The sequence below is a fragment of the Stenotrophomonas sp. C-A genome, from assembly GCF_054030835.1.
Map to the genome: position 1 here is coordinate 3,215,491 of NZ_CM132916.1, position 18,837 is coordinate 3,234,327.

Here is an 18,837-nt window from a genome sequence, read left to right on the forward strand (position 1 = left end):
TGGTGCACATGTCCCCTGCCCCCACCCCTGTCGATCCGGCCCAGGCCGTGCAGCGCATCCGCGAACTGGCCCGTGCGCATGGCTTCCAGCGCTGCGGCATCGCCGGCATCGAGCTGGGCGAGGATGAAGCGCACCTGGCCGACTGGCTGGGCCAGGGCCTGTACGGCACGATGGACTGGATGGCGCGCCACGGCACCCTGCGCGCGCGCCCGGCGGAGCTGCTGCCCGGCACCATACGGGTGATCTCGGTGGGCATGGACTACAGCCACAAGGACGACACCGAAGCCTGGGCGACCCTGGCCGACCCGGGACGTGCCTACGTGGCGCGCTACGCGCTGGGCCGCGACTACCACAAGCTGATGCGCAACCGCCTGCAGAAGCTGGCCACGCAGATCAACGATGAAGTGGCACCGCTGGGCTACCGCGTGTTCGTCGATTCGGCCCCCGTGCTGGAACGCGCACTGGCGCGCAATGCCGGTCTCGGCTGGATCGGCAAGCACACCTGCCTGATCGATCGTCATGGCGGCTCATGGTTCTTCATCGGCGAGATCTACATCGATATCCCGCTGCCGATCGATGCCCCGGCCACTGCACATTGCGGTACCTGCACGCGCTGCATCGATGTCTGCCCGACCCAGGCCATCACCGGCCCGCAGCGTCTGGATGCACGACGCTGTATCTCCTACCTGACCATCGAGCACGACGGCGCCATTCCCGAAGACATGCGCCCGTTGATCGGCAACCGCATCTACGGCTGTGACGACTGCCAACTGGTCTGCCCTTGGAACAAGTTCGCCAAGCGTACCGACGAAGCCGATTTCCGCGCACGCAACAACCTCGATACCGCGCGGCTTGACCAGCTGTTCGCCTGGGATGAAGCCGAGTTCCTGCGCCGCACCGAAGGCAGCCCGATCCGGCGCAGCGGCCATGAGCGCTGGCTGCGCAACATCGCCGTGGCGCTGGGCAATGCACCGTCCTCGGCCGAAGCGCTGGCCGCGTTGCAGACCCGCGTCGATGATCCCTCGCCACTGGTGCGTGAACACGTGCAGTGGGCGCTGGGCCAGCACACGGTGCGCTGACGTGCGATCCTGAGCCCCCGTTCCGCCCGCAGCACGCCGTTCCCATGCAGCCACGCAACAACGACATTCTCACTCCCAGCCAGCTCAACACCCTGGCCCGCGACCTGCTGGAAGGCAGCTTCCCGGCGATCTGGGTCGAGGCCGAGCTGGGCAGCGTGGCGCGTCCTTCTTCCGGGCACCTGTATTTCACCCTGAAAGACGCACGTGCACAGCTGCGCGCGGCGATGTTCCGGATGAAGGCGCAGTACCTGAAGTTCGTGCCGCGCGAAGGCATGCGCGTGCTGGTGCGCGGCAAGGTGACCCTGTATGACGCCCGTGGCGAGTACCAGATGGTGCTGGACCACATGGAGGAAGCCGGCGAAGGCGCATTGCGCCGCGCCTTCGAAGAGCTGAAGGCACGCCTGGAGGCCGAGGGCCTGTTCGACCCGGCGCGAAAGCGGCCGATGCCGGCGCACGTGCAGCGCCTGGCGGTGATCACCTCGCCCACCGGCGCCGCCGTGCGCGATGTACTGAGCGTGCTGGCCCGCCGCTTCCCGCTGCTGGAAGTGGACCTGCTGCCGACCCTGGTGCAGGGCAGCAGCGCCGCTGCACAGATCACCCGCCTGCTGGAGGCCGCCGATGCAAGTGGTCGCTACGACGTGATCCTGCTGACCCGCGGCGGCGGTTCGCTGGAAGACCTGTGGGCCTTCAACGATGAAGCACTGGCCCGTGCGATCGCCGCCAGCCGCACCCCGGTGGTGTCGGCGGTTGGCCACGAAACCGACTTCAGCCTGAGCGACTTCGCCGCCGACCTGCGCGCGCCGACACCATCGGTGGCCGCCGAACTGCTGGTGCCGGACCAGCGCGAACTGGCGCTGCGCCTGCGCCGCACGGCGGCACGCATGGTGCAGTTGCAGCGGCACACAATGCAGCAGGCCATGCAGCGCGCCGATCGCGCGCTGCTGCGCCTCAACGCACAGAGCCCGCAGGCCAGGCTGGATCTGCTGCGTCGCCGCCAGCTGGACCTGGGCCGGCGCCTGCATGCCGCGTTCAACCAGCAGCAGGAACGCCGTGCCGCACGCCTGCGCCATGCAGCGGCGGTGTTGCGCGGGCACCATCCGCAGCGCCAGCTCGACGCGATGCAGCGCCGCCTCGCCGCCCTGCGTGGGCGTCCGCAGGCTGCAATGCAGCGCCTGCTGGAACGCGATGCACTGCGCCTGCGCGGGCTGGCGCGTTCGCTGGAAGCAGTCAGCCCGCTGGCGACCGTGGCCCGTGGCTACAGCATCCTGACCCGCAGTGACGATGGCACCCTGGTACGGAAGGTCGACCAGGTGCAGCCTGGCGATGCGCTGCAGGCGCGCGTCGGCGACGGCGTGATCGACGTGCAGGTCAAGTAGAGGGTTGTTCGGCAGGGCTGCGCCCTGCACCTGCAGAGGCAAATGCAACAGCCGAAGCAACAGCGAAAGCGGCTCTGGATTGCTGATAGCTTGGCGGGGTGGTGTGGCTGTGCAGGACACGCCGTAAACCCATCCCTGGGGGCTCGATGGCGCCATCCATGGCGCCAACGGTCCTGCACAGCCACACCGCCCCACCCTCGACAGTGTCCCGATGACGGTCGGTAGATCCACGCCATGCGTGGATGAATCTCTTTCAGATATCGAATCAATTCGGGGTCAGATCCGTTTTCCTGCGGAAAACGGATCTGACCCCAAGCGCCATTCCGGCAGATCGCGGACCTCTGTCGAAGGCGGGGTGGGTCCGGTTGCGGGAGTGTCCGCGGCATGGATGCCGCGGCCAAGCCCCCATGGACGGGTTTACGGCGTCTCCCGCAACCGGACCCACCCCGCCATCCCACGGATAGCCAGCCTTTGCTTCGGCGGTTGCTGTTGCTCTGGCTTCGGCAGGTGCAGGGCTGCAAGCCCTGCCGAACACCCTCTACTTTGCCTGCTCGCAGAACTTCTGCCGGTACTCGAGCGCCTTCGGCATCAGTGCCTGCAGGTTCTGGATACGGGTACCCGGGTTCGGGTGAGTAGACGCGAACTCCGGCGGTGACTGGCCACCACTGGCCTGGCCCATGCGCTGCCACAGCGGCACCGCCTCGCGTGGGTCGAAGCACGCCGCCGCCGCCAGCATCAGGCCTACTTCGTCGGCCTGCGTCTCGTGGCTGCGTGCATACGGCAACAGGTAACCGTAGCCCATCGCCGACATCATCATCTGTTGCTGCTGCGCATCCATGCCGCTGGCGGCGCCGGCCACCTGCCCGATCTGGGTCAGCTTCTGCTGGGCCATGCGCTGCGCACCATGGCGCAGCAGCGCATGCGCGATCTCATGCCCCATCACCACCGCCATCGCATCGCGGGTGCGCGCCACCGGCACCAACCCGGTATAGACCGCCATCTTGCCGCCCGGCAGGCAGAACGCATTGGCCTGGTCGGAGGGGATCACATTCACTTCCCACTGGAAGTCCCGCGCGAAGTGCGCCGGCTGCACGCCATGCTCCTGGGCCAGCGCGGTCTCCACCACATCGACCTTGGCGATCAGGCGCTGGGCGATGTCACGCACATCACGCGCGATCGGTGCATTGGGGTCCATCGGCCGTTCCTGCGACAGGATCTGCTGGTAGGCCTGCAGCCCCAAAGCAGTCTCCTGGCGCGCGTCCAGGCTGCTGTCGATCATCACCTTCTCGCCGGTATACGGATCCACCGTGCGGTTGGAAAACCAGTAGAAGACCGCGTAGCCGGCGGCCAGCAGCAACACCCACCAGCGGATGTTGCCGAACAGGCCGCGGCGCTGCGAGCCTTGTGGCGGGCGGGAAAAGGGATCGTTGCGCATCGGGTCGGCTTCCAGCAGGCCCCGCCGGCCGGCGGGCACGGCGCAATCTTAGTGCGCCGATGCCAGCAACGGGTGAAGCCGGCTGCCGATCAGATGCCGCGTACCAGGCGGAAGCCGATGCGCGCGTTGGTGGTATCCGAGTCCTGGGATTGCCGCCAGGCGGCGCGTGTCTGCTCCGGCGCATTGGCCCAGTTGCCCCCCCGGATCACCCGTGCGCGACAGCCCGGGTTGAACCAGGCGGCGCCATCGGAGGGCGCGCGCCGGTAGCTGGCATGCCAGCAATCGGCCACCCATTCGCTGAGATTGCCGCCCATGTCGTGCAGGCCGAAGGCATTGGCCTGGAAACTCCCTACCGGTGCCGGCCCCCACCAGCCATCGCCATAACCGATGAAGGCGTTGTGCCAATGCCGCCCGGAGGGCGACACATCCTTGCTGCCGGTGAAATTGCCGCTGCCCGGCGGCGGCGTGCCCGCATCGCCCCAGGGGTAGCGACCACTGTTGCCGCCGCGCAGCGCGTACTCGAACTCTGCTTCACTGGGCAACCGGTAGCTGCGCCCGGTCTGCTCGGACAACCACGCCGCGTAGTTTTCGGCATCGCGGATGCTGACGTGCATCACCGGCGAATTGGCCATCGCGCGGCCACCGTCGTAATCCGAACGCCAGTCCACGCCGCTGCGGCGGATGAAATTGCCGCTGCGTTCGTCATAGACCACCGAATGGCCGCGCCGCGTCGCCCGGGGGCGCGCATTGGTCGCCTTCACGTAGCGCTGGAAATCGCTGACCGTGACCTCGGTGATCGCCATCGCGAAGCCTCGATCAAAGCGCACATAGTGCGATGGTCGCTCGGCATCGCTCGAACCCGGTTCGGCATCACCGGCGCCCATCTGGAAACCGCCATGCGGCACCACCACCATCTGCGGCCCGCGTCCGCCATCACGCATGGCGTCGCTGAACACCTGTCCCGGGCGGAAGCTGCCGTAGTGGGTGGCCAGGTCGATGCGCTCACGCAGCTGGGCCACCACCGCGTCTCCCGGCAGGGCGATGCGCAGGGCCTCGGCCAGTTTCTCGCGTGCCGGCTTCAGGCCCTGCGGCGTGGACAGGTCGCGCAGGCCGTCATCGCGCAGCTGCAGCAATGCCGCCGCACGGATCTGCTCGATGCGCTCGAACGCGTCGGCAATGGTCGGCGACGAGTCGCGCACCTTGCTGGCTTCGGCCAGCCAGGTGCCTGCGCTGGCGAAATCGCGCGTGCGTGCAGCGTCCTCGGCACGACGGATCAGCCCGCTTTCGGCCGCGGCCAGTCCCTGCCGTGCACGGCTGTTGTTCTCGTCCAGTGCCAGCGCCTCGCGGAAGTTGCCGATAGCCCCGTCGCCATCCTCGCCGATCCGGTCCGCGCGCAGGTCTTCTTCACCGGCGCGGTTGTAAGCGACCACCCGCTGGGCAAGCTCCACCCGACCCTGCAGTGCGCGTACCTTCTCGTCCTTGGGCGCCAGGGTCAGCAGCACCAGCGCCTGGCGGCTCGCCTCGGCCAGCGCCTCGCGCTGCTTCAGCGGCCGCACCAGCAGCGCATCCGCCTGCTGCTGCAGGCGCTGGCGGGCACGCTGCAGGCCCTGGCGGGCCTGGCGGTCATCCGGGTCCTCTTCCTGTACCGCCAGCCACAGCGGGATGGCGGCATCGGCATCCTCATACAGCCGGCCCTCGGTGAAGGCCTGCCCGGCCGCGCGGCGCAACTGGGCCAGGCTGCGGCCCTGGCGGTCCACCCGCGGCGGCGTCCACTGCTGTACATCCTCGGCGGCATCCTCACCGGCGATGGTCACGCTGCCCTGCCCAGCCTGCGGGCGCTCGTCGCTGTCTGCGTTCGCGGACGGGCGCGCCTCCTCCCCGGCACTCCGGTCCGCTGCCGTGGGGGGCGACGGCGTGCAGCCTGCCAAGGCCATGGCCAGGGCGGTGCACAGCGCGGACGACAACGGAAAACGCAAGCGGAGCCTCCTTCGGCACGGACGCGCACCGACGTTAGGCTATTCTCCCCTGCCTGAGCAAACCCGAGTAGTAGGCCCTGAACCGTGGCAACCTGGATCACCACCCCCGCCGAGCTGGATGCGTACTTCCAGCAGCGCCCGACCCGCATCGGCCTGGACACCGAATTCATCCGTGAACGCACCTTCTGGCCGCAGCTGGCCCTGGTGCAGATGGCGGTCGGGCAGGACATCCTGCTGATCGACCCGCTGATTCCCGGCATGACCGAGGCGCTGGCACCGTGGCTGGCCGATGAATCCATCACCAAGGTGATGCACAGCGCCAGCGAAGACCTGGTCGCCTTCAAGTGGGCGTGCGGCGTGCTGCCGCGACCACTGTTCGACACCCAGATCGGGGCATCGCTGGCCGGCATCGGCGGCGGCATGGGCTACCAGAAGCTGGTGGCGGAGATCACCGGCGTGGCGCTGGCCAAGGGCGAAACCCGTTCGGACTGGATGCGCCGCCCGCTTTCCGAGTCGCAGCTGCAGTATGCCGCCGACGATGTCGAGCACCTGTTCGCGCTGCATGACGCCATTGATGCCAAGCTGCAGGCGCTCGGCCGCCAGCAGTGGCTGCACGACGATGGCGAGCGCCTGCTGGCCAGCGTCGCCAACGACGAGGACCGCTGGCCGCATCTGGCGATGCGCTCGGCGCAGTTCCTCGACGCCGCCGCACAGCACCGCCTGCTGCGCTTGCTGCGCTGGCGTGATGTGCAGGCACGCAACAGCGACCGCCCGCGAAGCTGGATCCTGGACAACGAACTGGCCGCCACCCTGGCGCGCACGCCACCGGCCGACGAGACTGCGCTGGGCAAGCTGTTCGAGCAGTTCCCGAAGGCACCGCGCAAGCTGGCAGGCGCGGTCTGGCAGGCACTGTCCACGCCGCTGGCCGATGAGGCCGAGGCACCGCTGGCACTGCCCGCCAACGACAGCAACAAGCAGGTAGTGAAGAAGCTGCAGGACGCGGTGGCCGAACGCAGCCGCGAGCTGGGCCTGCCGGATGGCGTGCTGGCATCCCGCAAGCATCTGGAAAGCTATCTGGAACGCCGCCAATGGCCAGCCGCACTGGCCGGCTGGCGCCAGCAGGAACTGGAGTCGCGGCTGCAGGCGCTGCTGCCCGCACGTTGATGGCACAAGGCGCCGGACCACGCCGGCGCCGTGCACCTCAAGCCTGCAGGGGCCGTGCTAGGGTTTGCCGGTACTGACAAGGAGACGTCGATGCGGAGCCTCAAGATCGCGACCGCCTGCGCACTGCTGCTAACCACGTTGGGCCTGACATGCTCTGGGCAGGCAGCACCGCTTTCCTATGCACAGGAAAAGGAGAACACAGCCAAGCTGGTGGACATCATTGACGGTGCCACCCGCGACGGTCTGGTTGCCGTGCTGGTGCCGGCCCCGTATGCCGTGCACAACGGCGGACCAGGCGTCGGCTCTCCGGTCCCAGGCTTTCATCTGGGCAACCGCTCGACCGACCTACCCGGGTTCTCGACGCGAGTGTCCTTCCAGCACAAGGACATTCCCTCCCAGGGCTATGTGCAGCTGTTCAACACCAACGAACTGGAAACCGGCCCGCAGCGGACGGTGTTGATGGACGTGTTCGAGGTGCATCTGATTCCGCCGGGCACCTATCTGCTGAACGGTGCGGAGAACTACCGCCTGAACACCCGCGTAGCCAAGCTGAAGCCGCTAGGGACCACGGACGAAGTATCGAAGGACATCGGCGCCACCCGCCTGGCCGACGTCGATTACCGTTTCTATTCCTGGAAGAAGGTCTGGGTACCACCCGGCGTCCTGACCGATCAGCACTCCCAGCAGGTCTGCATCTCGGTGCATGTGGCCTCCGGCAACTGCGTGGCATGGGGCACCCAGAACTACGAAACCTCGCGCCCGACCGAAGGCTACTGGGATGACAGGATCGTCCCTGAAGATATCCCTGCCCTACGCATCCAGGCGGTCATCGCCAAGGCCCACGCGCCACTAGGCTTCACTGCCCGCGAAGGGCAGATCCTGCTCAGCCCCTTCATTGTTGCCGCCGACGGCGATATCGATTTCAACGCGAACGACTGCGCACCGGTCGACAAGCTGACGGGATGCGCCCTGCGCCGCTTCAGGGTGCACTACCAACCCGCGCCGCTGGACGCTGCACGCAAGCACATCGCAATCACCTCGCGCGGCCTCAACGGCAAGCAGCGCAAGGTACTGGAGCGGATGGAGGCGATGCAGCTGCAGGTGCTGGGCCCCAGTGCGCCGTCCGATGCAGCGCTGGGCAAGGGCGTCAGCGCCACGCCTTGAGCACGGATGATGCCTGGCCAGCAACTAAAAACGGCGCTCGATGAGCGCCGTTTCCGTTACACGACGGGGTAAGGCTTACCAGTTCATGTTCAACGAGACACCCACGGTGCGCGGTTCGTTGTAAACCGCCGCCATGTAGTTCTCGATCACACCCTTGAGGTTCTTCTCGTTGGTGATGTTGCGCGCGAACAGCGCCACTTCGTAGGCACCATAGTTGCCCGAGTAGCCGATCTTCAGGCCGCCCTCGAAATCACCCTTGGAGTTGAACTCCTTGCTGTCGTACAGCACGAAGCTGGTGTAACCCTGCTTGTTCCAGTCGGTGGAGACGAACATGGTGCCGGCGTCGCTGACCGGGAAGTCGTAGCGGGCGGCCAGGTTGACGTTGTACTTCGGCGCGTTCGGCAGCGGGTTGCCGTCGATCTGGGCGAACGTGTTGGCACCGACCTTGATCGTCGGGTCGCCGACGGTGCAGACCACCTGGCCGTTGAGGCCGCAGACCTGCGCGTAGACGCGCTTGTCCTTGATCTCGCTGTGCAGCAGGCTCAGGCCGGCGCTCAGGGTCAGGTTCGGGATCGGGCGCAGTTCCATGTCGGCTTCAAAGCCGTAGGCCTTGGCCTTGTCGGCGTTGAACAGCACGCCGTTGCCGTCCGAATCGTTGCCGTTGAGCTGGATGTCGTTGACGGTGTAGGTGAACGCGGTGGCATTCAGGCGCAGGCGGTTGTCCCACAGGCTGCTCTTCACGCCCGCTTCCCAGGACAGGATCGTCTCGGAATCGGCGGTGGTGAAGTCGGCATTGAACACCGCCGAACGGCCCTGGATGGTCGGGCCACGGAAACCGCGCGCGACCTTGGCGTAGACGCTCACGTTCGGGGTGAACTGATACATCGCGCTCAGATCCCAGCTCGGCGTGGTGTCGGACATCTTGACGTCGGTGCGGCCCTTGTAGGTGACCACGCCGGCGGCGGTATCGGCGGTCTTCAGCAGACGGGTGTGCTTCTCGTCCTTGGTCTGGCGCAGGCCGGCAGTGACAGTGAACTTGTCGGTGAAGGCGTAGCTCAGCTGGCCGAAACCGGCCCACGAGGTGTTCTTGTTGCGCAGGCGCACCCAGTTGTTCGGGTTGCGTGCCGCGCCCTGCAGGAACCATGCGCGCTGGTAGAAGTCGGTGGTGTCGCTGCCGTTGAAGTAGAACGCACCGGCCTGCCACTGCAGGGCGCTGTCGTCATGGCTGGCCAGGCGGAATTCCTGGGTCCATTGGTCCAGGTCGCGGATGCGGCCCATCGACTGGCCGTAGCCGTTCGGCACGCCGTTCACCGGGAAGTTCGCCGCGGCGCCACCGTCGGTGTCACCACGGCTGTAGCCGGAGGTGGTTTCGTAGGCGGTGATCGAGGTGAAGTCGATCGCGCCGAAGTCGTAACGTGCCTTCACCGAACCGCCGTAGGTCTTGTAGGCCTGCGGATTGTTGTCAGCTTCGTCGTAGGCAACCTTGTCGCGCGGCACGTCGGTCTTGTTCGAGCCCTTGGTCAGCGCGCCGCGCAGGAACAGGGTCGAGGTGCCTTCGTAATCGCGGGCGTGGGCCGAGGCCAGGATCGAGAACTGGTCGCTCGGGGTCAGCAGCAGCTGCGCGCGCACGTTGCGGTCATCGAAGCCACCCATGGCATTCTTCTTCGGGCTGACCGTGCCGTCGGCGCTCGGGCCCTTGTAGGTGTTGTCGACGTAGTCGTCGCGGTGCTGGTACAGCGCCGACACGCGGAACGAGGCGATGTCGTTGATCGGGCCGCCGAAGCCGCCGTCGATCGACACGCTGTTGTAGGTCGCATAGCTGGCGCTGACGCGGCCGGTGTAGTCCTGGGTCGGCTTCAGGGTGTCGAACTTGACGATGCCGGCGGTGGTGTTGCGGCCGAACAGCGAGCACTGCGGGCCGCGCAGCACTTCCACCTGGTCCACGTCATAGACCGGGTTGGACTTCAGCACCACGTGTTCCAGCACTACGTCGTCCTGGATGATCGAGACCGGCTGCGAGGCACCCAGGTAGAAGTCGATGTTGCCCAGGCCACGGATGTAGAAGCGCGGGAAGATGCGGCCGGTGGTGGTTTCCGCATACAGGCTCGGCACGCGGCCGGACAGCGCCAGCAGGGTGTCGTCGCCGCCGGCGGTGAAGTCGCGCATGCGCTCGCCCTGCACCACGCCGACCGAAACCGGCACTTCCTGCAGGTTCTGCTCACGGTGTTCGGCGGTCACGGTGATCGTGTCCAGGCCGGTCGGGGTCGGCGCGCTGTCCTGCGCGGCGGCACCGAAGCTGCCGACCAGGGCCAGGCCGGCACAGGCCAGTGCCAGCGGGTGGCGGCGGAAGGAAACAAGGGAAGACGACAGACCCGACAGGCGGCGGGAATCGGTATGGGAGGGCATGCAATGCTCTGAGGAGGCGTCCGTGCGGCCTGCGCGGGCCGGGCGGCAAAAAGGAGGAAAACTGCGCAAGCGGCCATTATCCCCCAAATTGTTACGATTTCGTTGCGCAGCACTCAAACCCGGCGAAACAAGCGGTTTCGGCACAGTCACCGGGCATTCCGCACGCCCTGAAGGCTTGACTCAGGGCAGCGGGGTCAACGCGACATCGACCATCGCCAGCAGGCGCTCGCGGCTGATGCCGTCACGGGCCTGCACCGAGATGCCATGCAGCACCGTGGCGAAGTGATCGCCCAGTGCCTGCACTGCCGCGTCGTCGGCCAGCTCACCCTCGGCCTGCGCCTGCTGCAGGCGCGCGATGATCGCCGCCGTGCGCTGGCGACGATGGCTGGCCAGCCAGTCCCGCACGCCTTCGCCATCGGGCGACACGCTGCTGGCCGAGGACACCACCAGGCAACCATGCGGGCGCCCGCGACGGGTGTAGGTCAGCACGGCTTCGCGCAGCATCGAACCGATCGCCTCACGCAATGTTGCCTGCTCCAGCGCGCGCGGCGCGAAACCGCCCTCGCCCTCTTCGTACAGCGCCACGGCTTCGCGGAACAGCTGCTCCTTGCTGCCGAACGCGGCGTAGATGCGCGCCGACGCGATGCCCAGCGTTTCGACCAGTGCCGACATCGACGTGCCTTCATAGCCGTGCTGCCAGAACAGCAGCATCGCCTTGCGCAACGCCTGGTCCCTGTCGAATTCGCGCGGTCGCCCTGCCATCTGCCTGCCTGCTCCAGTGAGGCGCGCAGTGTAACGCGGGTGTTGACCACCGCGAGGGTCGCGCCTATTCTTTGTCGACCGACAAACAATTGGAGCAACACATGCAGACCCTCAAGGGCCCCAGCCTGCACCTGGCGCAGTTCGCCGGAGACCAACCCCCTTTCAACTCACTTGCCGGCATTGCCGCGTGGGCCGCCGGCCACGGTTTCAAGGCCCTGCAGATTCCCGCGTGGGATGCACGCCTGTTCGATCTGGCCACCGCCGCCGACAGCCAGGACTACTGCGATGACATTCGCGGCACCCTCGCCGAGCACGGCCTGCAGGTCAGCGAACTGACCACCCACATCCTCGGCCAGCTGGTGGCCGTGCATCCGGCCTACGATGAACTCTGCGATGGCTTCGCGCCGGAAGCACTGCGCGGCAATCCGAAGGCCCGCAGCGAATGGGCGCAGCAGCAGCTGCACCTGGCCGCGCGCGCGTCACGCCGTCTCGGCCTGCAGGACATGGGCACCTTCTCCGGCTCGTTCGCCTGGCCCTACCTGTTCCCGTTCCCGCAGCGCCCGCCGGGCCTGATCGACGCGGCCTTCGATGAACTGGCACGACGCTGGCGGCCGGTCCTCGATACCTGCGAGGACAACGGCATCAACCTCTGCTACGAGATCCATCCCAGCGAAGACCTGCATGACGGCACCAGCTTCGAGCGCTTCTTCGAGCGCGTCGGCCAGCACCAGCGCTGCCGCATCCTGTTCGATCCCAGCCACTTCGTGCTGCAGCAGCTGGATTACCTGCAGTTCCTGGACATCTACCACCCGCTGATCCGCATGTTCCACGTCAAGGATGCGGAGTTCCGCCCCGACGGCCGCCAGGGCATCTATGGCGGGTATGCCGACTGGACCGAACGTGCGGGCCGCTTCCGCTCGCTGGGAGATGGCCAGGTCGACTTCAAGTCGATCTTCTCCAAGCTGGCCCAGTACGACTACCAGGGCTGGGCGACGCTGGAGTGGGAGTGCTGCCTGAAGGACCAGGAAGCCGGCGCACGCGAAGGCGCCGCATTCATCCGCGACCACATCATTCCGGTCACCGACAAGATCTTCGACGACTTCGCCGGTGCACCGATCAGCACCGCACAGATGCAGCAGATGCTCGGCATCGCCTGAGCCCCAACGGAGCACTCCCCCATGACCACTTCCCTTTCCGCTGGCGCTGCCGGCGACGCTTCGCTGCGCCACCATTACCTGCGCATCGACGGCCAGCGCGTGCATTGCGTATCCGCAGGCCACGGTGAACCCGTATTGCTGATTCCCGGCTGGCCGCAGACCTGGTACGCCTGGCGCCACGTGCTGCACGCGCTGGCCGAGGCTGGTTTCGAAGCCATCGCGGTTGATCCGCCGGGCATCGGTGAATCCGACCGCCCCACCCACGGCTACGACACCGGCAGCGCCGCCGCCGTCCTGCACCAGACCATGCAGGCGCTGGGCCACGACCGTTACCAGGTGGTCGGGCATGACATCGGCATGTGGATTGCCTATGCGCTGGCCAGCGACCAGCCGCAGGCCGTGCGCCAGCTGGCCGTCACCGAAGCGGTGATTCCCGGCCTGGCGCCGGAACCGGGCATCTTCGCTGCGCCGGCCGACAATATCTTCCTCTGGCACTTCATGTTCAACCAGGTGGCGGACCTGCCCGAGGCACTGATCAGTGGCCGCGAGCGCGCCTATCTGGAATTCATGTTCGACCGCTGGTCGTACCGCCGTGACGCGGTGGCTGCCGACACCTACATCGCCGCCTACAGCCGCCCCGGCGCGCTGCGGGCCGGCTTCGCCTGGTACCGCGCGATTCCGGAAACCATCCGCCAGAACAAGGAACGTGCACAACGCCGGCTGGCGATGCCGGTGCTGGCCATCGGCGCCGAGCACGCCACCGCCGATGCGCCGATGCTGACCCTGCAACCGCACGCCGACAACGTGCGCGGCAGCATCGTGCCGGGCTGCGGTCACTTCATCATGGAAGAAGCGCCGCAGGCGTTCCTCGCGCAGCTGCTGCCATTCCTGCAGGAGGCGCGCCATGCGGCTTGAACCGAAACTGCAGCAGTTCGTCGACGCTGTGGCATCACAGCCATTGCCCGACGATCTGCGGGAACTGCGTGCGATCAGCGAGGGGGCGTTGCCGACGCTGCAGGGTGCGCCGCAGCCGGTTGCACGCGTGATCGAGCACACGGTGATCGCACGCGACGGGCATGCGTTGGAGGTCCGCCTCTATACACCGCAAGGGCTGCGCGATGGCCCGTCGCCGGCCCTGTTGTTCGCTCACGGTGGCGGCTGGTTCCAGTGTTCGCTGGCGGTCTATGACGGCCCCTGCCGTGCGCTGGCCAATGCCAGCGGCTGCGTGATTGTGGCCGTGGGCTACCGGCTGGCGCCGGAACACCCGTTCCCGGTTCCACTGCATGACGTCGCCGACGCCTGGCAGTGGTTGCAGGACAACACCGAGCGCCTCGACCTGGACCCGCAACGGTTGGCGATCGGCGGCGACAGCGCCGGTGGCAACCTCGCCGCCGCCTGCTGCCTGCTGCTGCGCGAACGGGCCCTGCCGCAACCGTGCCACCAATTGCTGCTGTACCCGGCGCTGGATGCCGGCATGGGCAGCGATTCCTACCGCGACTACGCCGCGGGCTACTACCTCAGCGCCGAACTGATGCAGCGCTGCTGGCAGGCCTATCTGGGTGATCTGGATCAGCCACCGTCACTGGCCTCGCCCGCGCAGGCAACAGACCTGCAGGGACTGGCGCCAGCCTCCGTACTCAGCTGCGAGCACGATCCGCTGCGCGACGAGGCCGAGCAGTACGCGCACCGCCTGCAGGCTGCGGGTGTCGACTGCACGCTGGAGCGGCTGCCGGGGATGATCCATGCCTGCATCCACCTGCAGGGCGTGGCTGTTTCCACTGGCGTGGCGGTACAGCGCGCGGGCGATCTGCTGCGCCAGGCGCTGGCCTGAACCGGCTGGGGGCGGCGGCAGATCAACGCCTGCCGCCGTCCCGGCCCGGCGCTTGGCAAGCCCGGCAGGCAGCGCTACACTGAAAGCCTGCCGTGGGGCCATAGCTCAGCTGGGAGAGCGCGTCGTTCGCAATGACGAGGTCAGGAGTTCGATCCTCCTTGGCTCCACCACTATTCAGAAGAACCCGTAGATCTCCATGATCTGCGGGTTTTTTCTTTATAAGCGCCCACGGCTCAGGCCGGCTCCTCACCGCCATCCTTGCGATGTGGACTGCGCGAGTGTGTATCACGCACCTGTTGATCGCGCTGGCCCGGCCGCTGCTTGGCCACATCGTCCTGCTTCCTGTCCTGGCGACTTTCCTGGATGCCCTGCTTCGGGTCCTGACCCTTGCTTCGCTCGTTCATCGAAATCTCCCACGCCGGCGCCGGGCCCTCGTTGCCCACCACGCTAGAGGTTGCCGGGTAAGCCGCAGGTCAGTCCTGCGCCAACGTCATGTGCAGGACTGGCTTGCCGCCGCAGCCCCCGCGCAGCCAGAATCCGGGGCACCACGCCTACCGGTATGCCATGCCCTCTCCTGCCCAGCACGCTGCGCACGTGTTGCCGATGCTCCTCAATGCGACCGACGGCAGCATCCAGCTCGGCAACCTGCCGACGCTGATCGGCCCCACCCTGTCACGGGATGAGGCGCGTGTCGCCTACGCCGCGCTGGTGCGAGGGCAGCGCGATGTCGGCACCGGCTATCACTGGCTCAGCCTGCACCGGCTCAGCCTGGGCGGTGCGCCCGCCGGCATCAGCCTGTGTTTCCACGGGCAGCAGCTCGACATGGTGACGATGGGCGTCGATCTGCCCGGTGCAACACTGGAAGACGGTTGGCCGACCCAGACCGCGATCGATGCCGAAGTCGCCTTCATGCGCCGCACGTTGGGTGCCGCGCTGGGTCGCAAGCTGGCCGGCGGCCACGCCCGGTTCGACTGGGGCGAAGCCTGGGCCCGTTTCGATCCGAAAGGCTTCATGGCCAGCAGCGGTATCCGCTACGCGCCACGCTCGTGACCCCGCTCAGGTGCGGGTGATCGACACCCCACCCTCCACGCGCATCGCGGTACCGGTAACGAAACTGCTTTCATCGCTGGCAAGGAACAGCGCCGCGTTGGCGATCTCCTCCGGCTCGGCCATGCGCTTCAGTGCGTGCAGCGAGCGCACGAAGTCGCGGGCATCGCCGGTGGGTGCGGCCTGCCGCCCCATCTCGGTATCGGTGCCACCGGGCAGCAGCACGTTGCTGCGCACGCCGCGCGCACCGTATTCGGTAGCGATCACCTGGGTCAGGCCGATCAGCCCGGCTTTGCTCGACGCATAGGCCGCCATGCCTGGGAATCCCACGGTGTGACCGACAAAGGTGCCGACGAACACCAGCGAGCCGCCGCCGCGCGCCAGCAGTGCCGGCAACTGCGCGCGTGCCGCATGGAAGGCGGCATCCAGATTGGTCGCCATCACGTCGCGCCAGGCGTCCACCGGGAACTCCGCCGCCGGCACGCCCGGGCCAAGCATGCCGGCATTGTTGAGGGCGATGTCCAGGCCGCCGAATGACTGCTGGGCCAGATCGACCAGCGCCTGCGCCGTGCCCGGGTCGGCCACGTCGGCGGCATGTACCACGGCTTCGCCACCGGCGGCGCGAATCTGCTCGGCCAGCGCCTGCAGCGGCTCCGGCCGCCGTGCGTTGAGCACCAGCTTTGCCCCTTCTGCAGCGAAACGCAGGGCGCTGGCGCGGCCGATGCCGGCGCTGGCACCGGTGATGAGAGCGATCTTGTTGTTCAGGCGCATGGTCGTGGTACCGATTGTGAAGTGGCCGCCACGATGCCGCGCCTCTCGCCTGCCAACACTCCGTTTCCGGGCCCGGCCCATCGGTGCAGGAAACGGAGTTTCCGCAGCACCGGCGCGTGCCAGAATCCGGCCATGGACAGTACCGCCACCACCGCCCTCGATGCCGGCGTCGAACGGGTCTGCCGCCACCTTCAGGCCAGCCACGACGAACCCTCGCTGCAGGAACTGGCCGGGATCGCGGGTTGCAGCCCAACCCGCCTGCACCGCCTGTTCAAGGAGGCCACCGGGCTGACCCCGAAGCAGTACGCTGCCGCGCTGCGCGCCGATCGCCTGCGCACCGGGCTGGAACAACAGGAACGCATCACCGACGCCTTCCACGATGCCGGCTTCGGTTCCAGCGGACGCTTCTACGAGAACGCACCGAAGTTGCTGGGCATGACTCCCAAGCAATGGCGCGCAGGGGGTCGCGGCGAAGTCATCCACTTCGCGCTTGCCGAAAGTTCACTGGGCAGCGTGCTGGTCGCCAGCAGTGCCACCGGCGTGGTCGCGATCCTGCTCGGCGACGATCCGGAGACGCTGCTGCAGTCATTGCAGCAACGCTTCCGCCAGGCCGAACTGGTCGGCGCCGACCAGGGCTATGAACAACTGGTGGCACAGGTGGTGGGCCTGGTCGAGGATCCCACGCGGGGCGCCACGCTGCCGCTGGACATCCGCGGCACCGCGTTCCAGCAACGGGTATGGCAGGCGCTGCAGCAGATTCCGCGCGGGCAGACCGCGTCGTATGCGGATGTCGCCGCACGCATCGGCGCGCCCCGCTCGAGCCGTGCCGTAGCACGTGCATGCGCAAGCAACCCGCTGGCGGTGGCAGTTCCCTGCCACCGCGTGGTGCGCCGCGACGGCGACCTGTCCGGCTATGCCTGGGGCGTAGCGCGCAAGCGCGAACTGCTGCGCCGGGAAAAGGCCTCGACTGCCTGAGGTAGGTGCCCACCTTGGTCGGCACACCGCCAAGCCCTCAATCCAGCTTCACCACCAGCTTGCCGAAGTTGTGCCCCTTCAGCAGCCCGAAGAACGCCTCCGGCGCATTCTCCAGCCCTTCCACCACATCCTCGCGGTACTGGATGCGGCCTTCGCGCAGCCACTGCGGCATCTCGCGTTCGAAGTCCGGCCACAGATGGTTGAAGTCGTGCACGATGAAACCGCGCACGGTCAGGCGCTGGCGCAGGATCTGGCTGAACAGTGCGGGCAACCGGTCCGGCCCGGGCTGCTCGACGCCGCGCTCGTTGTAGGTGGCGATGGTGCCGCACACCGGAATGCGGGCGAAATCGTTGAGCAGCGGCAGCACTGCATCCAGCACGTGCCCGCCCACGTTCTCGAAATACACGTCGATACCCGCGGGCACCGCTGCGCGCAGCTGGGCGGCGAAATCAGCGGCGCGATGATCCAGCGCCACGTCCACGCCCAGCGTCTGCAGATAGGCACGCTTGGCTTCGCCACCGGCGATGGCGACCACGCGCGCGCCCTGCAGCTTGGCCAGCTGGGCCACGGTCGCACCCACCGGCCCGGTCGCGGCAGCCACCACCAACGTCTCGCCCGGCTTCAAACGGGCGATTTCATGCAGGCTGGAATAGGCGGTGAAGCCGGGCATGCCATATACCCCCAGCGCCGTACTCAGCGGCAGCCCGGCCGGATCCAGCCGGCGCCCCAGTGCCTTGGCCGGCAGCACCACATGGGTCTGCCAGCCACCCGGCGCCAGCACCAGCTCACCTGCGGCCACGCCCTCGGCATTGGACTGCAGCACCTCGGCCACGGTCTGCCCTTCCATCACCTCGCCCACCGCCACCGGCGCGGCGTACGACGGGCCCTCGTCCATGCGTCCGCGCATGTACGGGTCCAGCGACAGGTAGCGGTTGCGCAGCAGCACCTCGCCAGCGGCCAATGACGGCAACGCAACTTGTTCCAGGCGGAAATTGGCTGCACTTGGCGCCCCCTGCGGACGCGACGCAAGCACGATGCGGGAGGTGGTCGAGGAATCGGACATGGCCAGGTCTCTGCTGTTGCCAGCATTGGGAAAGGACTGCCGACACTACGCCGCGGCGATCCCCGATGGCGGCCACGAAAACAGCGTTCCATTGCCCGGACCCGCGCGGGTCCGGCGCCCCCCTTGCCCCTGCAGCTTTGGCGATCGCGGCGACCTGCTGATTTCCACCGCAGGCCATGATCGATTGGCCACGCCCCGCCCCACAACGGAGGATCAAGCACTTGCGCGCGCGCAGACGGCAATGTGAAGAAATCTTGGCAAAACGCTTGCCGAAGGCAGGCGACCTCCGTAATATACGCGTCCTTGGCAGCGACCTCGCTGCAACGAAACATGTGGCCGAGTAGCTCAGTTGGTAGAGCAGGGGATTGAAAATCCCCGTGTCGGCGGTTCGATTCCGTCTTCGGCCACCACTTTCGAAGGCCTGCAGAAATGCGGGTCTTTTTTTTCCGGAAACCGGGTTTGATCACGGTTGCCACACAATTTGGCCGAGTAGCTCAGTTGGTAGAGCAGGGGATTGAAAATCCCCGTGTCGGCGGTTCGATTCCGTCTTCGGCCACCATCTTCAGAGACCTGCAGAAATGCAGGTCTTTTTTTTTGCGCGACCGTGCCTGCCGGCTCTGTAGTACCGTCC

Annotated in this window: 16 protein-coding genes and 3 tRNA genes; 12 read left to right on the forward strand and 7 right to left on the reverse strand. The window is 67.1% G+C overall.

Annotated elements, in window-relative coordinates:
* Nucleotides 1–8 precede the first annotated feature (8 nt).
* Complete coding sequence (queG, locus tag ACW5IY_RS15135) at nucleotides 9–1,079, forward strand: tRNA epoxyqueuosine(34) reductase QueG (protein ID WP_049437400.1); 1,071 nt, start codon at nucleotides 9–11, stop codon at nucleotides 1,077–1,079.
* A gap of 44 nt (nucleotides 1,080–1,123) precedes the next feature.
* Nucleotides 1,124–2,455, forward strand: a complete 1,332-nt coding sequence (xseA, locus tag ACW5IY_RS15140) for an exodeoxyribonuclease VII large subunit (RefSeq protein ID WP_049437398.1) — start codon at nucleotides 1,124–1,126, stop codon at nucleotides 2,453–2,455.
* A 538-nt stretch (nucleotides 2,456–2,993) separates the two neighbouring features.
* On the opposite strand, the gene ACW5IY_RS15145 is transcribed toward xseA, so the two are convergent.
* Together ACW5IY_RS15145 and ACW5IY_RS15150 are read right to left on the reverse strand one after the other, a co-directional pair.
* Nucleotides 2,994–3,890 carry a M48 family metallopeptidase gene (locus ACW5IY_RS15145; protein WP_049437397.1) on the reverse strand — a complete coding sequence of 299 codons (897 nt, stop codon included), beginning with the start codon at nucleotides 3,888–3,890 and terminating at the stop codon, nucleotides 2,994–2,996.
* 89 nt (nucleotides 3,891–3,979) lie between these two features.
* Nucleotides 3,980–5,866, reverse strand: coding sequence for a formylglycine-generating enzyme family protein (locus tag ACW5IY_RS15150; protein ID WP_049437395.1), 1,887 nt, complete (start codon nucleotides 5,864–5,866; stop codon nucleotides 3,980–3,982).
* An 84-nt stretch (nucleotides 5,867–5,950) separates the two neighbouring features.
* Between ACW5IY_RS15150 and rnd the strand changes: the two genes are divergently transcribed.
* Both rnd and ACW5IY_RS15160 read left to right on the forward strand, forming a co-directional pair.
* Nucleotides 5,951–7,030: a ribonuclease D gene (gene rnd / locus ACW5IY_RS15155; RefSeq protein ID WP_049437393.1), complete on the forward strand. Its 1,080-nt coding sequence runs from the start codon at nucleotides 5,951–5,953 to the stop codon at nucleotides 7,028–7,030.
* Between the two features lie 90 nt (nucleotides 7,031–7,120).
* Nucleotides 7,121–8,194, forward strand: a complete 1,074-nt coding sequence (locus ACW5IY_RS15160) for a hypothetical protein (protein WP_049437392.1) — start codon at nucleotides 7,121–7,123, stop codon at nucleotides 8,192–8,194.
* A gap of 75 nt (nucleotides 8,195–8,269) precedes the next feature.
* Here ACW5IY_RS15160 and ACW5IY_RS15165 read toward each other — a convergent pair whose 3' ends face one another.
* Both ACW5IY_RS15165 and ACW5IY_RS15170 read right to left on the reverse strand, forming a co-directional pair.
* Entirely contained in the window at nucleotides 8,270–10,600 is a 2,331-nt protein-coding gene (locus ACW5IY_RS15165) for a TonB-dependent receptor domain-containing protein (RefSeq protein WP_049437389.1), read from the reverse strand.
* A 180-nt stretch (nucleotides 10,601–10,780) separates the two neighbouring features.
* Nucleotides 10,781–11,362 (reverse strand): TetR/AcrR family transcriptional regulator, encoded by a 582-nt coding sequence (locus ACW5IY_RS15170; RefSeq protein ID WP_049437387.1) that lies wholly within the window; start codon nucleotides 11,360–11,362, stop codon nucleotides 10,781–10,783.
* 101 nt (nucleotides 11,363–11,463) lie between these two features.
* Here ACW5IY_RS15170 and ACW5IY_RS15175 point away from each other — a divergent pair, with 101 nt between their 5' ends.
* The 4 genes from ACW5IY_RS15175 to ACW5IY_RS15190 all read left to right on the forward strand — a co-directional run bounded on the left by ACW5IY_RS15175 (nucleotide 11,464) and on the right by ACW5IY_RS15190 (nucleotide 14,520).
* On the forward strand, nucleotides 11,464–12,519 hold the full coding sequence (locus ACW5IY_RS15175) for a sugar phosphate isomerase/epimerase family protein (protein WP_049437385.1): 1,056 nt from the start codon (nucleotides 11,464–11,466) through the stop codon (nucleotides 12,517–12,519).
* Nucleotides 12,520–12,540: 21 nt separating this feature from the next.
* Nucleotides 12,541–13,434 (forward strand): alpha/beta fold hydrolase, encoded by an 894-nt coding sequence (locus ACW5IY_RS15180; protein WP_049437383.1) that lies wholly within the window; start codon nucleotides 12,541–12,543, stop codon nucleotides 13,432–13,434.
* Nucleotides 13,424–14,350: an alpha/beta hydrolase gene (locus ACW5IY_RS15185; RefSeq protein WP_049437381.1), complete on the forward strand. Its 927-nt coding sequence runs from the start codon at nucleotides 13,424–13,426 to the stop codon at nucleotides 14,348–14,350. The genes ACW5IY_RS15180 and ACW5IY_RS15185 overlap by 11 nt, the downstream gene beginning before the upstream one ends.
* Nucleotides 14,351–14,444: 94 nt before the next feature.
* Nucleotides 14,445–14,520 (forward strand) — tRNA-Ala (locus ACW5IY_RS15190).
* 63 nt (nucleotides 14,521–14,583) lie between these two features.
* Here the strand turns inward: ACW5IY_RS15190 and ACW5IY_RS15195 are convergent.
* Nucleotides 14,584–14,754 carry a hypothetical protein gene (locus ACW5IY_RS15195; RefSeq protein ID WP_162838413.1) on the reverse strand — a complete coding sequence of 57 codons (171 nt, stop codon included), beginning with the start codon at nucleotides 14,752–14,754 and terminating at the stop codon, nucleotides 14,584–14,586.
* Nucleotides 14,755–14,914: 160 nt separating this feature from the next.
* On the opposite strand from ACW5IY_RS15195, the gene ACW5IY_RS15200 reads away from it, so the two are divergent.
* Complete coding sequence (locus tag ACW5IY_RS15200) at nucleotides 14,915–15,400, forward strand: hypothetical protein (protein ID WP_049437416.1); 486 nt, start codon at nucleotides 14,915–14,917, stop codon at nucleotides 15,398–15,400.
* Between the two features lie 6 nt (nucleotides 15,401–15,406).
* On the opposite strand, the gene ACW5IY_RS15205 is transcribed toward ACW5IY_RS15200, so the two are convergent.
* A complete protein-coding gene (locus ACW5IY_RS15205) occupies nucleotides 15,407–16,168 on the reverse strand; it encodes an SDR family oxidoreductase (RefSeq protein ID WP_049437377.1) in 762 nt (253 codons plus the stop codon).
* A 132-nt stretch (nucleotides 16,169–16,300) separates the two neighbouring features.
* Here ACW5IY_RS15205 and ACW5IY_RS15210 point away from each other — a divergent pair, with 132 nt between their 5' ends.
* Nucleotides 16,301–17,143: a bifunctional transcriptional activator/DNA repair enzyme AdaA gene (locus ACW5IY_RS15210; protein WP_049437375.1), complete on the forward strand. Its 843-nt coding sequence runs from the start codon at nucleotides 16,301–16,303 to the stop codon at nucleotides 17,141–17,143.
* Nucleotides 17,144–17,180: 37 nt separating this feature from the next.
* On the opposite strand, the gene ACW5IY_RS15215 is transcribed toward ACW5IY_RS15210, so the two are convergent.
* A complete protein-coding gene (locus tag ACW5IY_RS15215) occupies nucleotides 17,181–18,206 on the reverse strand; it encodes an NADP-dependent oxidoreductase (RefSeq protein WP_049437373.1) in 1,026 nt (341 codons plus the stop codon).
* Between the two features lie 334 nt (nucleotides 18,207–18,540).
* Here ACW5IY_RS15215 and ACW5IY_RS15220 point away from each other — a divergent pair.
* A tRNA-Phe gene (locus ACW5IY_RS15220) sits at nucleotides 18,541–18,616 on the forward strand.
* Nucleotides 18,617–18,689: 73 nt separating this feature from the next.
* Nucleotides 18,690–18,765 (forward strand) — tRNA-Phe (locus ACW5IY_RS15225).
* Nucleotides 18,766–18,837: the final 72 nt, after the last annotated feature.

Coding starts and splice junctions, on each gene's coding strand:
- queG (WP_049437400.1), top strand. CDS start 9: ATGTCCCCTGCCCCCACCCCTGTCGATCCGGCCCAGGCCGTGCAGCGC.
- xseA (WP_049437398.1), top strand. CDS start 1,124: ATGCAGCCACGCAACAACGACATTCTCACTCCCAGCCAGCTCAACACC.
- ACW5IY_RS15145 (WP_049437397.1), bottom strand. CDS start 3,890: ATGCGCAACGATCCCTTTTCCCGCCCGCCACAAGGCTCGCAGCGCCGC.
- ACW5IY_RS15160 (WP_049437392.1), top strand. CDS start 7,121: ATGCGGAGCCTCAAGATCGCGACCGCCTGCGCACTGCTGCTAACCACG.
- ACW5IY_RS15165 (WP_049437389.1), bottom strand. CDS start 10,600: ATGCCCTCCCATACCGATTCCCGCCGCCTGTCGGGTCTGTCGTCTTCC.
- ACW5IY_RS15170 (WP_049437387.1), bottom strand. CDS start 11,362: ATGGCAGGGCGACCGCGCGAATTCGACAGGGACCAGGCGTTGCGCAAG.
- ACW5IY_RS15175 (WP_049437385.1), top strand. CDS start 11,464: ATGCAGACCCTCAAGGGCCCCAGCCTGCACCTGGCGCAGTTCGCCGGA.
- ACW5IY_RS15180 (WP_049437383.1), top strand. CDS start 12,541: ATGACCACTTCCCTTTCCGCTGGCGCTGCCGGCGACGCTTCGCTGCGC.
- ACW5IY_RS15185 (WP_049437381.1), top strand. CDS start 13,424: ATGCGGCTTGAACCGAAACTGCAGCAGTTCGTCGACGCTGTGGCATCA.
- ACW5IY_RS15195 (WP_162838413.1), bottom strand. CDS start 14,754: ATGAACGAGCGAAGCAAGGGTCAGGACCCGAAGCAGGGCATCCAGGAA.
- ACW5IY_RS15200 (WP_049437416.1), top strand. CDS start 14,915: ATGCCCTCTCCTGCCCAGCACGCTGCGCACGTGTTGCCGATGCTCCTC.
- ACW5IY_RS15205 (WP_049437377.1), bottom strand. CDS start 16,168: ATGCGCCTGAACAACAAGATCGCTCTCATCACCGGTGCCAGCGCCGGC.
- ACW5IY_RS15210 (WP_049437375.1), top strand. CDS start 16,301: ATGGACAGTACCGCCACCACCGCCCTCGATGCCGGCGTCGAACGGGTC.
- ACW5IY_RS15215 (WP_049437373.1), bottom strand. CDS start 18,206: ATGTCCGATTCCTCGACCACCTCCCGCATCGTGCTTGCGTCGCGTCCG.